12 protein-coding genes are annotated in these 13,674 nt (G+C 35.6%); 10 read left to right on the top strand and 2 right to left on the bottom strand.

All coding sequences use genetic code 11. The features are described from left to right. Window positions 1-10 precede the first annotated feature (10 nt). From GM921_RS08945 to GM921_RS08980, 8 genes are all read left to right on the top strand, one after another. Window positions 11-1,711 carry a GMC oxidoreductase gene (locus GM921_RS08945; RefSeq protein WP_182922308.1) on the top strand — a complete coding sequence of 567 codons (1,701 nt, stop codon included), beginning with the start codon at window positions 11-13 and terminating at the stop codon, window positions 1,709-1,711. Then, the gene (locus GM921_RS08950) at window positions 1,711-2,868 is read left to right on the top strand and encodes a Gfo/Idh/MocA family protein (RefSeq protein ID WP_182922309.1); all 1,158 of its coding nucleotides are present in this window, start codon (window positions 1,711-1,713) and stop codon (window positions 2,866-2,868) included. Before GM921_RS08945 ends, GM921_RS08950 begins: the two co-directional genes overlap by 1 nt. 3 nt (window positions 2,869-2,871) lie before the next feature. Then, a complete protein-coding gene (locus GM921_RS08955) occupies window positions 2,872-3,924 on the top strand; it encodes a sugar phosphate isomerase/epimerase family protein (RefSeq protein ID WP_182922310.1) in 1,053 nt (350 codons plus the stop codon). A gap of 7 nt (window positions 3,925-3,931) precedes the next feature. Further along, window positions 3,932-4,315 (top strand): c-type cytochrome, encoded by a 384-nt coding sequence (locus GM921_RS08960; protein ID WP_182922311.1) that lies wholly within the window; start codon window positions 3,932-3,934, stop codon window positions 4,313-4,315. A 22-nt stretch (window positions 4,316-4,337) separates the two neighbouring features. After that, complete coding sequence (locus tag GM921_RS08965) at window positions 4,338-5,795, top strand: Gfo/Idh/MocA family protein (RefSeq protein WP_182922312.1); 1,458 nt, start codon at window positions 4,338-4,340, stop codon at window positions 5,793-5,795. Window positions 5,796-5,813: 18 nt separating this feature from the next. After that, on the top strand, window positions 5,814-6,509 hold the full coding sequence (locus GM921_RS08970; RefSeq protein WP_182922313.1) for a 3-keto-disaccharide hydrolase: 696 nt from the start codon (window positions 5,814-5,816) through the stop codon (window positions 6,507-6,509). A 66-nt stretch (window positions 6,510-6,575) separates the two neighbouring features. Next, complete coding sequence (locus GM921_RS08975) at window positions 6,576-7,805, top strand: nucleoside permease (RefSeq protein WP_182922314.1); 1,230 nt, start codon at window positions 6,576-6,578, stop codon at window positions 7,803-7,805. 23 nt (window positions 7,806-7,828) lie between these two features. Beyond that, window positions 7,829-8,704, top strand: coding sequence for a TIM barrel protein (locus GM921_RS08980; RefSeq protein WP_182922315.1), 876 nt, complete (start codon window positions 7,829-7,831; stop codon window positions 8,702-8,704). A gap of 43 nt (window positions 8,705-8,747) precedes the next feature. On the opposite strand, the gene GM921_RS08985 is transcribed toward GM921_RS08980, so the two are convergent. Beyond that, window positions 8,748-9,086 carry a YtxH domain-containing protein gene (locus GM921_RS08985; RefSeq protein ID WP_182922316.1) on the bottom strand — a complete coding sequence of 113 codons (339 nt, stop codon included), beginning with the start codon at window positions 9,084-9,086 and terminating at the stop codon, window positions 8,748-8,750. A 70-nt stretch (window positions 9,087-9,156) separates the two neighbouring features. After that, window positions 9,157-10,959, bottom strand: coding sequence for a lamin tail domain-containing protein (locus GM921_RS08990; RefSeq protein ID WP_182922317.1), 1,803 nt, complete (start codon window positions 10,957-10,959; stop codon window positions 9,157-9,159). A gap of 50 nt (window positions 10,960-11,009) precedes the next feature. On the opposite strand from GM921_RS08990, the gene GM921_RS08995 reads away from it, so the two are divergent. Together GM921_RS08995 and dacB are read left to right on the top strand one after the other, a co-directional pair. Further along, window positions 11,010-12,002, top strand: a complete 993-nt coding sequence (locus tag GM921_RS08995) for an aspartate-semialdehyde dehydrogenase (protein ID WP_182922318.1) — start codon at window positions 11,010-11,012, stop codon at window positions 12,000-12,002. A gap of 195 nt (window positions 12,003-12,197) precedes the next feature. Beyond that, a complete protein-coding gene (gene dacB, locus GM921_RS09000; protein WP_182922319.1) occupies window positions 12,198-13,616 on the top strand; it encodes a D-alanyl-D-alanine carboxypeptidase/D-alanyl-D-alanine endopeptidase in 1,419 nt (472 codons plus the stop codon). The last annotated feature ends 58 nt before the right edge of the window (window positions 13,617-13,674 follow it).

The following is a 13,674-nucleotide window of genomic DNA, read 5'->3' on the forward strand; positions in this document are numbered from 1 at the left end:
TCATTTTATAATGAATTTAAATACAAAAGCAACCGCACAAAATACATATGATGCCATTGTTGTAGGATCTGGAATTAGTGGTGGATGGGCAGCAAAAGAATTAACAGAAAAAGGCTTAAAAGTTTTGATGTTAGAACGTGGCAGAAACGTAGAACATATAAAAGATTATACTACGGCAATGAAAAAGCCTTGGGAATTTGAACACCGCGGCAGATTAACCGAAACACAAAAAGAATCTCATCCTGTACAAAAAAGAGATTATCCTTATACCGAATTTAATGAGAGTTTTTGGGTAAATGACCATGATTGCCCATATACCGAAGTAAAACGATTTGACTGGTATAGAGGGTTTCATGTAGGCGGAAAGTCGCTAATGTGGGGCCGTCAGAGTTACCGTTTGGGCGACTTAAATTTTGAAGATAATTTAAAAGATGGGCATGGCGTAGACTGGCCTATTCGTTATAAAGATATTGCTCCTTGGTACGATTATGTAGAAAAATTTGCAGGAATTAGTGGTTCAGTAGATAATTTTCCATCACTTCCTGATGGGCATTATTTACCACCAATGGAAATGAACTGCGTTGAAAAATCGGTTAAAAAACGCATCGAAGATCATTACAAAAAAAGTCGAATTATGACTATTGGCCGTGTAGCCAATTTAACCGTTGAACATGGTGGAAGAGGAAATTGCCAATACAGAAACTTATGTAGTCGTGGCTGTCCTTTTGGCGCTTATTTCAGCACCCAATCATCTACCCTCCCTGCAGCTCAAGCTACTGGAAATTTAACTTTAAGACCTTTTTCTTTAGTAAATGAGATTATTTACGACAAAGAAACTCAAAAAGCCAAAGGAGTTAGAATTATTGATTCTGAAACCAATGAGCACATCGAATATTATGCTAAAATAGTTTTTGTAAATGGTTCTACTTTGGGCAGTACATTTTTACTTTTAAACTCTACTTCTCCAGAACATCCGAATGGATTAGGTAATGCCAGCGGCGAATTAGGTCATAATTTAATGGATCACCATTTCCGTTGTGGTGCATCTGGCCAAGCAGAAGGTTTTGATGATAAGTACACGTTTGGAAAGAGAGCTAATGGAATTTATATCCCACGTTATAGAAACATTGGTAACGATAAACGTGATTATGTACGTGGGTTCGGCTATCAAGGCGGAGCAAGTAGAGGCAACTGGCATGCAGAAGTTGCCGAACTAGCCTTTGGTGGTGATGTAAAAGACTTAATGTCTACACCTGGATCTTGGAACATGGGATTAGGCGGCTTCGGAGAATCACTCCCATACCACGAAAACCGTGTTTATATCGATAAAACCAAAAAAGATAAATGGGGGCAAAATGTATTGGCGATTGATTGTGAATTTAAAGACAATGAAGCAAAAATGCGTGTCGATATGATGAATGATGCTGCTGAAATGTTAGAGTTGGCAGGAATAAAGGATGTTAAAACATACGATAATGGTTCTACTCCAGGTATGGCTATCCACGAAATGGGAACAGCTCGTATGGGTAAAGACCCTAAAACTTCTGTTTTAAATAAATGGAATCAAATGCATGAAGTTAAAAACGTATTTGTAACAGATGGTTCATGTATGCCTTCGGCTGCTTGTCAAAATCCTTCATTAACGTATATGGCTTTAACGGCAAGAGCGTGTGATTTTGCAGTTAGCGAATTGAAAAAAGGTAATATTTAATGGCGACAGGAAAGATAAGAATGGGGATGATTGGCGGTGGAAAAGGTGCTTTTATTGGCGCCGTTCATCGCATGGCAGCAAATTTAGATGGTTTAATTGAACTGTCTTGCGGTGCGCTAAGTTCTAATCCAGAAAATGCAATCACCTCTGGAAAAGAATTATTCTTGCCAGAAGATAGAATATACACCAATTATAAAGAAATGATTACTGCAGAAAGCAAACTTCCCGAATCGGAAAGAATGCATTTTGTAAGTATTGTAACGCCAAATAACGTTCATTTTGAACCCGCAATGTTAGCTTTAGAAAATGGATTTCACGTAGTAATTGACAAACCCATCACCTTAACTTTAGCAGAAGCGAAAGCGTTAAAAGAAAAAGCAGCAGAAACTGGATTATTTGTTTGTTTAACACATACCTATTCTGGTTATCCATTAGTGAAGCAAGCCAAACAGATGGTGAAAGATGGCACATTTGGTAACATCAGAAAAGTTTGTGTAGAATATCCGCAAGGTTGGTTAAGCTTACCAGCACCGGCTGATAATAAACAAGCAGCTTGGCGTGCTGATCCTAAGAAAAGTGGAATTAGTGGCTGCATGGCAGATGTTGGCACACATGCAGCGCATTTAGCAGAATACATTTCGGGTTTACAAATTGATAAAATTTGTGCCGATTTGAATTGCGTAGTAGACGGCAGGGCATTAGATGATGATGGAAATGTGCTATTGAAATTTAACAACGGCGCTAATGGAACTTTAATGGCATCGCAAATTGCTGCTGGAGAAGAAAATGCTTTGAAAATTAAAATTTATGGTGAAAAAGGTGGATTAGAATGGCATCAGGCAGAGCCAAATACATTACTTATAAAATGGCTCGATCAACCTATGCAAGTTTATAAAACTGGCAATACTTATTTATCAGCCATTGCTAAATTTAATACTAGAACACCTTCAGGTCATCCAGAGGGATATTTAGAAGCTTTTGCTAACATTTATAAAAACTTTGCATTAACCTTAACTGCTAAACAAAATGGCGAGCAACCTAGTGCAGAAATGCTTGATTTTCCGAATGCGGAAGATGGCGTTCGTGGTATGGCTTTTATAGAAAATGTAGTAGCTTCGAGTAAATCAGATCAGAAATGGTACGATTTTAAAATTTAAAAAATGACAACAATACAAGGACCAGCCGTATTCTTAGCCCAGTTTATTGGAGATGAAGCCCCATTTAATTCCTTAGATGGAATTTGTAAGTGGACTGCTAATTTAGGTTTTAAAGGCATCCAAATGCCAACTTTAGATAAGCGTTTTATCGACCTAAAATTGGCTGCTGAAAGTAAAACATACGCTGATGAATTAACTGCAAAAGTTGCTTCTTACGGATTAGTGATTACCGAACTTTCTACTCATTTACAAGGGCAATTAGTTGCTGTAAACCCAGCATACGACCAATTATTTGATGCTTTTGCGGCGGACGAAGTGAAGAATAACCCGAAAGCTAGAACAGAATGGGCGGTACAACAGCTAAAATATGCGGCAAAAGCTTCTCAAAATTTAGGATTAAATGCACATGCAACTTTTAGTGGTTCTTTATTATGGCATACCTTTCATCCATGGCCACAACGACCAGAAGGATTAGTTGATGATGGATTTACAGAATTAGCTAAACGTTGGACACCGATTTTAAATGAATTTGATAATTGCGGTGTAGATGTTTGCTACGAAATCCATCCAGGAGAAGATTTATTTGATGGAGAAACGTATGAAATGTTCTTGGCAAAAGTGAATAATCATCCAAGAGCTTGTTTATTATATGATCCGTCGCATTTTGTACTACAACAACTAGATTATATTCAATACATCGATTTTTATCATGAGCGAATTAAAGCATTTCATGTGAAAGATGCAGAATTTAATCCGACAGGAAAACAAGGCACATTTGGCGGCTATCAAAGTTGGGCAAATCGGGCTGGTCGCTATCGCTCTCCTGGCGATGGACAAGTAGATTTTAAACGTATTTTTAGCAAATTAGCACAATACGATTACAAAGGTTGGGCAGTAATGGAATGGGAATGTTGCATTAAAGATTCGGAAACTGGCGCCAGAGAAGGTGCTGAATTTATAAAAAATCACATTATTCCAGTCACTACCAAAGCATTTGATGACTTTGCTTCAGCAGGTGGCGATGCAAACTTTAACAAGAAAATTTTAGGCATATAACAATAACATGAAAAAAACACTTTTATTTTTAAGCGCAATTACATTTTTATTAGCTGCATGTGGTGGCTCAACTTCTGATTCGGACACAGCTTCTACTACTCCACCTCCTGCACCAGTCGAATCTAAATCGGCTATGGAACCAGGCGAATTATTGATTGTAAAATCAGATTGCGTAGGCTGTCATCACAAAGAAAATAAATTAATTGGCCCTGCTTATCAGGAAATTGCGGCAAAATATCCTGCCACAGATGAAAATGTAAATTTATTAGCAGAGAAAATTGTTAAGGGTGGTAAAGGCGTTTGGGGAAGTGTTCCGATGACACCGCACACTAAAATAACAAATGACGAAGCTAAATCAATGGTGAAATATATTTTAACGCTAAAAAAATAAGATTAACCTTAAAAAATTTAAAATGGATAAGGCAAAAAAAGATGTAGAAGCACAAGGTCGACGTAATTTTTTAAAAACTACCGCCGTTGCTTCTGCTGCATTTATGATTGTACCTCGTCATGTTTTAGGCGGTAAAGGATATTTAGCACCAAGTGATAGACTAATTGTTGCTGGTGTTGGTGTAGGTGGCAAAGGAGATTCAGATCTTCGTTTAATATCCGAAAGTGGCAAAGCAGATATTGCTTATTTATGTGATGTAGATACTCGTAGAGCGGCAGAAAGTGTGAAACGTTTTCCTAAAGCTAAATTCTATAAAGATTGGAGAGAAATGTTCGATAAAGAACATAAAAACTTCGATGGAGTTACGGTTTCTACTCCAGATCATAACCATGCGGTACAAGCAATGGCAGCCATGCAATTAGGCAAACATGTATATGTACAAAAACCTTTAGCTCATGATATTTTCGAGGCTCGTACATTAACCGCTGCTGCTAAAAAATATAAAGTGGTTACCCAAATGGGAAATCAAGGCGCTTCAAATGATGGTCCACGACAAATGAAAGAATGGTATGACGCTGGCCTAATTGGCGATGTGCATACTGTTTATGCTTGGACGGATAGACCTGTTTGGCCTCAAGGTATTCCATGGTCGACAAATAAAGCAGAAGTACCAGCAGAATTGGATTGGGATTTATGGTTAGGAACAGCTCCATATAAAGATTATGTGAATAAATTAGTGCCTTTTAACTGGCGTGGATGGTGGGATTATGGGACAGGAGCATTAGGCGACATGGGATGCCATCTATTAGAAACACCTTTTAGCGTACTTAATTTAAAATATGCAAGTGAAGTTGAAGCAAGTGTAGGTTCAGTTTATGTTGATGAATTTAAACGTGGATATTTCCCTGATAGCTGCCCTCCTTCGAGCCATGTAACCTTAAAATTCCCTAAAACCAATAAAACCATAGGTGATGTAACCGTACATTGGATGGATGGTGGAATTCAGCCAACAAGACCGGAAGAATTAATGGCAAATGAAAAATTTGGTGATGGTGGAAATGGAACTTTATTTATCGGTACCAAAGGTAAAATGACATCAGAAACGTATGGAAGAAATCCACAACTTTTACCATTAAGTAAAACAAAAGATATTAAAGTGCCTGCGAAATTTGCACGTGTAACTGGCGGAGAAGGCGGACATTATGCGCAATGGGTTGAGGCCTGTATCGCCGGTCATGGCAAAAAAGAACTGAGCTCTCCTTTTGAAATTGCTGGACCGTTAACTGAATGTTTATTAATGGCAAATTTAGCTATTCGCGCAGCTGATATTCAGGGTAAAAATGCAGAAGGTAAAACTATTTATCCTGGCAGGTACAAAAAATTATTGTGGGATAATAACGCAATGAAAGTGACAAATTTTGATGAAGTAAATCAATTTGTAAAAAGAGAATACCGCAAAGGATGGACTTTAGGCGTTTAATAAGTAAAATTTAAAAAAATGAAACAATATATATTTTCGGCATTAATATTAACGGTTATGGGTTGCAGCTCTACTACTCAAACCACCAAAACAAAAAAAAGTTTTATTCCAATTTTTGATGGAAAAACTACAACAGGATGGCATACTTACGGAAAAACAACAGTTGGTAGTGCTTGGCAAGTTCAAGATGGCGCCATACATTTAGATCCAAAAACAAAAGGCAAAGACGGAGGTGGCGATTTAGTAACCGATAAAGAATACACCAATTTCCATTTAAAATTAGAGTGGAAAGTTGCTCCGAAATCAAATAGCGGCGTTATATTTTATATTCACGAAGATCCAAAATACAATCAAACGTATAGCACTGGCCTAGAAATGCAAGTTTTGGATAATGATGGGCATCCCGATGGAAAAATAACTAAGCACAGAGCTGGAAACTTATATGACCTGGTTAAAAGTGATGTAGAACCTGTAAAACCAGTAGGCGAATGGAATAAAGCAGAGATTATTAGTGATAAAGGAAATTTAACTTTCATTTTAAATGGCGTAAAAGTAGTAAATACCACTATGTGGGATGACAATTGGAAAGCTTTAATTGCAGGCAGTAAATTTAAAACTTGGGAAGGTTTTGGAACTTATAAAACTGGGAAAATCTCATTGCAAGACCACGGAGATGAAGTGTGGTATAAAAATATTTCTATTAAAGAATTGTAAAACAGTTGATAGTTAATGGGTCATAGCCATTAACTATCACTAATAAATAAACTAACCAAACATAAAATGAACTCAACAACTCGCATTAAATTATCTTTCATGATGTTCCTAGAATTTTTTATCTGGGGCACATGGTTTGTAACACTAGGTACATTTTTGGCAACGAATTTAGGAGCGTCTGGTCCAGAAACTGGATCAGTTTTTTCAACTCAATCATGGGGCGCAATCATTGCTCCATTTATTATTGGATTAATTGCAGATCGATATTTTAATGCTGAAAAAATCTTAGGTGTTTTGCATATTGTTGGAGCCATTTTAATGTATCAAATGTATAATGCAACTGATATAAGCGTGTTTTATCCTTATGCACTTGGCTATATGATTGTATATATGCCAACGTTGGCCTTAGTAAATTCTGTTTCATTTAATCAAATGGAAGATCCTGAAAAAGAGTTTTCTACCATCAGAATTTGGGGAACTTTAGGTTGGATTGCCGCTGGTTTATTAATTAGCTATTTTTTCCATTGGGATTCTCAAGAAAGCACCACGGCGGGATTATTAAAAAATACTTTCCTTATGGCTGGCATTGCATCTTTAGTATTAGGCTTATTTAGTTTTATCCTCCCAAAAACTCCACCTAAAGTTTCAAAAGACGAGAAAGTAACCGTATCTGATATTTTAGGATTAGATGCTTTAAAACTATTAAAAGATAGAAACTTCTTGATTTTCTTTGTTTCCTCTATTTTAATCTGCATTCCTTTAGCTTTTTACTATCAAAATGCCAATCTATTCTTATCTAAAATAGGTGTCGATAATCCTACTGGGAAAATGACGATAGGACAAGCTTCGGAAGTAATTTTTCTATTGTTTATTCCTATTTTCTTTAAAAAATTCGGCTTCAAGAAAACTATCCTTGTTGGTATGCTTGCTTGGGCAGTTAGATATATTTTATTCGCCTATGGCAATGCAGGTGAATTGAGCTTTATGTTGTTAATTGGTATAGCATTGCATGGAATTTGTTATGATTTCTTCTTTGTTTCTGGTCAAATTTACACCAACTCTAAAGCAGGTGAAAAGTTTAAAAGCTCTGCACAAGGTCTAATTACGTTAGCTACTTACGGTATTGGCATGCTTATTGGTTTTATGGTTGCAGGACAAATTACCGAAATGTATAAAGTAGGTGGTGAAGAAAATTGGAAAATGATTTGGATTATCCCAGCAGGAATTGCATTTGTTGTATTTATACTATTTGCCTTACTTTTTAACGATAAAACTAAATCAGAAACTGAAATATAATTTTAAGATTTAAACCAATGATCATGAATTCGAGAAGAGACTTTATTAAACAAACTGGTTTATTGGCTGCTGCTGTTGCCATTACTCCATCTTTTGTATCCGCTGCTGTTAAAAAACATCCTGTTGGTTTACAACTATATAGCTTAAGAAATATTATCGGAAAAGATATTAAAGGAATAATTGAAAAAGTTGCCACGATAGGTTATAAAGAAGTAGAAACGTATGGCTATTCTGCTAAAGATGGTTTTTGGGGTTTAGATGCAAAAGCTTTTGCTAGTTTATTAAAACAAAACGGATTAAAAGCGCCTAGTGGTCATTATGCCATGGATAATTTTATTGCTGGCAAAAATAACGATGAGCTAAAATCTTACATCGAAGCTGCAAATATTACTGGAGCTGAATATGTTACTGTTCCTTATTTAGGAGATTCCCTTAGAAAAACAGCTGATGATTATAAGAAAGTTGCAGCAAAACTTAACGAAGCTGCACTTTTATGCAAAGCATCTGGCTTGAGATTAGCTTATCATAACCATAACTTTGAATTTACAAAGTTTGGCGATACAACTGGTTATGAAATTTTGTTATCAGAAACTGATAAAAACCTAGTCGATTTTGAAATGGATTTATATTGGGTTGTAAGATCTGATGTAGATCCATTATCACTTTTTAAAACTCACCAACATCGTTTTACCATGTGGCACATTAAAGACATGGACAAAACCAAACATGAAGTAAATACAGAAGTTGGACAGGGTGCTGTAGACTTTAAATCGATATTTACTGGTGCAAAAATGGCGGGTGTAAAACACTATTTTGTTGAACACGAATTTAACTACAAACCTGACGAATTAGGTTCAATAAAAACAAGCTTCAATTACGTTAACACTCAGTTATTGTAAAAATACTTAAAGCGAGATAATTCAATATTATCTCGCTTTAATTTTAAGATTGTTTTTCTTTACGACTTACTTCCGCTATCAATTCTTTATTAATTGACTTCCGCTTTTTCGGAACAGAACGAGTTTTTGGTTTAAGAATTATATCCTCTGCTTTAGTGTTCACTATCTTATCTTTTAAAGAAGCATAGGTGTTTTTTAAACCATCGCCAGCATTTTTTGCAGTATTGCCGATGAATTTACGTGTTTCTGTTCCTTTTTTTGGCGCAAACAAAACACTAATTACTGCACCCGCAGCTAAGCCTGCTACTATTGCCACAGCAACTTGAGCATTATTATTAGATTTTTGAGCGAGAATTTTCTCGATTAGCTTTCCATATTTCATAACCACGTCTTTTCAAAAACAACAAATACTTTTTCATATTGTTTAAAAAAATAGTGATTATCTTAAGGTTCTAATTCAGCTTTGCTGCCAAAACACAAGTTTGTTTAAAATGCTCAGTTTTACCATTTAAAGCAAAAGTATCAAACTTAACTACGTAAATACCCACTTTACTTTGCTGACCGTTATCATTCATTCCATCCCAACTAAAACTTCCTGCAGTTGCAATAGTTGTATTTTGCTTTAGCTTACGAATTAATACGCCTTTATCAGTATAAATATTAATGCTTGCTAAATTTCCATTGTTTACAAACTTATAATCGATTTGCAATAAATCTTCAAAACCATCTCCATCTGGAGAAAAAGTTTTACTAGCTAAACTAACATTGCTTTTTACAAGCGTTGGATCTTCTTCTTGTGAGTTTCGATAAGTTGGTGTAGCAAAACCAATTGTAGCTGCCGCTGATTTAAAATTACCGAGTTCATTTGTCGGTTTTGTAAATGAAACTCTTTCCAAAGCAACTCCATCTGCATTTTGCAAAAGAGCTATATGCATTTTCTCAATGTAATCAAATTGATCTAACACCCCTTGTGATCCTAATAAAATTACAGCACCTTTATCGTTGTTATAAGCTGGCAAACTGCTCATTTGTATAAACTGATTAGGGAATTCTGCATTGTATTGCTCCTTAATTACATCCGACTTAGTTGTTAAAACCCAATACGTTTTAGCCGGCATATATAAAGCTGTAGTGCTAACATTTTTAATACTAGCTGGATTTCCACTAACATCTACATTTGCCAATTGCAATGCTGCCAAGTCCAAAACCTGATTTGTGTTATTGTAAATCTCTATAAAATCAACTCCGCCAGCTTTCGGATTAACCAAAATCTCACTAATTAATACATCTTCTTTTTTAAGGATGTAAGGCTTCAAGTAAAAGAATGAAGCGGTGTTATTAGCACCAATTAAATTTCCTTTTAAATCTTTTAAATCATTAACTGTCAATTTGTAATCGCCCGATGGCAGAGCCGAAGCATACGTTAATTTGTAAACAGTTGGCAAGCTTGTAGTTGTTATAGAAGTTGGATTACCCAAATTAGCTATCGTATAATTATTCGCCATCAAGGCAGAAGTAGATTCCAATCGCTCAGAAAAAACAGCTTCAATAGTCAGTTCATCTAACACTTTTGCACTTACCAAAGTAGGAGGTGTAACATCTGGTATTAGTTCTGTAATGCTAAAATCATCAAAAGTAAAACCGGTAGATCGTGTGGCTGTATATTTGCAAAACACACCAAACCAATCTGAATTGGTAAAGGTTAAATCAGTTATACTTCCTTCCAAAGCATAATTAGTTCCGCCAGTAATATCCGTGTACAATTCCCACTTTCCAACATCATTCCTAGTTACACGAACTCGTGCCAAAAGACTGTTTACATCAACTCTAGTTTTTGCAGGTCCATCAATAATTTTGCTTACGGTTGTACCTGTTTGCTTGTACAAATCGTAACTATCTGTACTGCCACTCTCTCCAATTTGAACAAAATATCCATTTAATGAACCACTTAAATCCTGATTATCAGAAATTAAATAAATTCTTGCCAAATTACTTGCGGAGGGATCAAAACTCATTTGCACAGAGAATTCCCACTTAGCATTTGTCGCAAAAGTATTTGCAGTTGACAATGTAACTGTTTGAGCAGTAGCACTTAGCGAAGACTTCAATTGCTTTGTAGCATTGACATTAAACAGTGATGTACTTCCGACCCAATTTGGGTTTGTAGTGAAATTTCCATCACTAAAGTCATCAGACACTTGACCGAATGTAAGTTTAACACTCAGTAGCATTAAAAAAAGTAAACTTTTTCTCATATTTGGTAGATATTAAGAATTTACTAAATATAACAAAAAACAGAGAAAAAATGAAAGTTGCAGTAGTAGGCGCCACCGGATTGGTTGGTACCGTGATGTTAAAAGTATTGGAAGAAAGAAATTTCCCATTGACAGAATTAATTCCAGTTGCGTCTGAAAAGAGCGTTGGTAAGTTAATTACGTTTAAGGGTAAACAGTTTCCAATCGTTAGCATGGATACTGCGATTGGAATGCGCCCTGATATTGCCTTGTTTTCTGCTGGTGGAAGCACTTCTTTAGAACATGCTCCTCGTTTTAAAGAGGCTGGCACAACAGTTATTGATAATTCTTCGGCATGGAGAATGGACCCAGCTATTAAATTAGTTGTTCCAGAAGTAAATGCAAATACATTATCTATCGATGATAAAATTATTGCTAATCCAAATTGTTCAACCATTCAGATGGTGGTAGCTTTAAAACCATTACACGATAAATATAAAATCAAACGTGTGGTAGTTTCTACCTATCAATCGGTTACGGGTACTGGCGTTAAGGCAGTTGACCAAATGATGAACGAACGTAAAGGTGTTTATGATGGCGAAATGGCTTATCCATACCAAATAGATTTAAATGTTATTCCTCAAATTGATGTATTTACTGAAAATGGTTATACAAAAGAGGAAATGAAAATGATTAACGAAACCCGTAAAATTATGGGTGATGAGAATATCCGTTTAACTGCTACAACAGTTCGTATTCCGGTAATGGGTGGTCACTCAGAATCAGTAAACATCGAGTTTGAAAATGAATTTGATTTAGCTGAAGTTACTTCATTATTAGAAAAAACAGAAGGTATTATTGTGGTAGATGATGTTGCTAATTTAAAATATCCAATGCCAAAAGATGCGCATGAAAAAGATGAGGTTTTTGTTGGTCGTATTCGTAGAGATGAATCCATGCCAAACACTTTAAACATGTGGATTGTTGCCGATAACTTGCGTAAAGGTGCAGCTACAAATGCAGTTCAAATTGCCGAGTATTTGGTAAGAAAAGAATTGGTATAATATACACCTTAATTAAAAAATTAAAAGTGATGTGAACAGCATCACTTTTTTTATGTAACCTGTTTTTATTTCTTCTCAACATTAAGGGATTAAGAAAATTTAAGTCATTTTCTTAATAATCTTAACTTCTTAATGTTAAATAATTAAAGAATCCTGAGATTAGTTTAATTTTACTCCACAATAACCACATTTATTATGTTATCAACGAAATCACTTAAGCTCCAACTCCTATTTATATTTTGTTCACTATCAAGCTTTGCGCAATTTCCAATAGCAAAATTAGAACAAGCCTATCAGAATTTAGTAGATGATTCACAAGCAAAATATGCTATTACATCACTTTGCGTATTAGATGCACAAACTGGAAAAGTAATTTTTGCTAAAAACGAAAATATAGGTTTGGCTACTGCGTCTACTTTAAAAACCATAACATCAGCTACTGCTTTTAGCGTTTTGGGTAAAGATTTCAAATACCAAACCACACTTGCTTATAGCGGAAAAATTAAGCCTGATGGAACTTTACAAGGTGATTTAATCATTATTGGTAGTGGAGATCCCACTTTAGGTTCATGGCGTTATGAACAAACAAAAGAGAATGTAGTTTTAAACTCTTGGCTAAGTGCAATTAAATCTGCTGGCATAAAGAAAATCGAAGGTTCGATAATTGGTGACGATAGCTTATTCGGTACTCAATCTATGCCAGAAGGTTGGATTTGGCAAGACATGGGAAACTATTATGGTGCTGGAAGTTCAGCATTGGCTTGGCGAGAAAATCAGTTTGATATTCATTTAAAACCTGGCGGAAGTACCGACGCAGAGGTTAGTATTCAGAAAATAGTTCCGGCAATGCCTTATTTAAAAGTAATAAACGAACTTAAAACTGGTTCATCTGGGTCTGGCGATAATGCCTATGGGTTTTTACCGCCATATAGCAATTTGGCTTATTTACGTGGTACTTGGGGAATGGGTATCAGCAAAGCTGGAATTTCGTTAGCACTACCAGATCCTGCTTATGATGCTGCTTACCGTTTACAAGATACTTTATCACGATTAAATATTTCCAGTACAAAAGAAGCAACAACAGCAAGACGATTAAATTTAGAAGGAAAAGCTTTACCGACTATAACACAAAAACTAGCGACAACAAGTTCTCCTGATTTAAGTGAGATCGTTTATTGGTTTAACAAGAAAAGCATAAATCTTTACGGTGAACAATTACTTAAAACCATTGCTTGGAAACAAGGAAAAACACCGAGTACTAGAAACGGTGCATCGGCAGTTATTAATTTTTGGTCGGCAAAAGGGATTGATAAAAATGCATTGAACATTTTAGATGGCAGCGGGCTTTCTCCAGGAACTCGAGTGACTACTTTAGCAATGGCTTCAGTTCTATTTCAAGCACAAAAAGAAGATTGGTTTGCAGCCTATTATAAGTCCTTTCCAGAAAACAACGGAATGATATTAAAAAGTGGAAGTATCAATGATGTTTCAGCTTATGCTGGATATTATACTGATAAAAATGGCAACAAGTACATTGCGGTCATAAATATTAATAACTACAATGGCTCTGGCATTAGCAAAAAGCTATTTAAAGTTTTAGATGCTTTAAAATAATTACAACTCTTGTCATTCCGAGGAACGAGGAATCTATTCTGATAAAGAAAACATTTTT

The sequence above is a fragment of the Pedobacter planticolens genome (assembly GCF_014172375.1).
Lineage (GTDB): Bacteria > Bacteroidota > Bacteroidia > Sphingobacteriales > Sphingobacteriaceae > Pedobacter > Pedobacter planticolens.

Excerpts from the sequence above, each read along its gene's own strand:
- GM921_RS08980 (WP_182922315.1), top strand. The coding sequence starts at position 7,829 with ATGAATTCGAGAAGAGACTTTATTAAACAAACTGGTTTATTGGCTGCT.
- GM921_RS08955 (WP_182922310.1), top strand. The coding sequence starts at position 2,872 with ATGACAACAATACAAGGACCAGCCGTATTCTTAGCCCAGTTTATTGGA.
- GM921_RS08990 (WP_182922317.1), bottom strand. The coding sequence starts at position 10,959 with ATGAGAAAAAGTTTACTTTTTTTAATGCTACTGAGTGTTAAACTTACA.
- GM921_RS08945 (WP_182922308.1), top strand. The coding sequence starts at position 11 with ATGAATTTAAATACAAAAGCAACCGCACAAAATACATATGATGCCATT.
- GM921_RS08995 (WP_182922318.1), top strand. The coding sequence starts at position 11,010 with ATGAAAGTTGCAGTAGTAGGCGCCACCGGATTGGTTGGTACCGTGATG.
- GM921_RS08960 (WP_182922311.1), top strand. The coding sequence starts at position 3,932 with ATGAAAAAAACACTTTTATTTTTAAGCGCAATTACATTTTTATTAGCT.
- GM921_RS08970 (WP_182922313.1), top strand. The coding sequence starts at position 5,814 with ATGAAACAATATATATTTTCGGCATTAATATTAACGGTTATGGGTTGC.
- GM921_RS08985 (WP_182922316.1), bottom strand. The coding sequence starts at position 9,086 with ATGAAATATGGAAAGCTAATCGAGAAAATTCTCGCTCAAAAATCTAAT.
- dacB (WP_182922319.1), top strand. The coding sequence starts at position 12,198 with ATGTTATCAACGAAATCACTTAAGCTCCAACTCCTATTTATATTTTGT.
- GM921_RS08965 (WP_182922312.1), top strand. The coding sequence starts at position 4,338 with ATGGATAAGGCAAAAAAAGATGTAGAAGCACAAGGTCGACGTAATTTT.
- GM921_RS08975 (WP_182922314.1), top strand. The coding sequence starts at position 6,576 with ATGAACTCAACAACTCGCATTAAATTATCTTTCATGATGTTCCTAGAA.
- GM921_RS08950 (WP_182922309.1), top strand. The coding sequence starts at position 1,711 with ATGGCGACAGGAAAGATAAGAATGGGGATGATTGGCGGTGGAAAAGGT.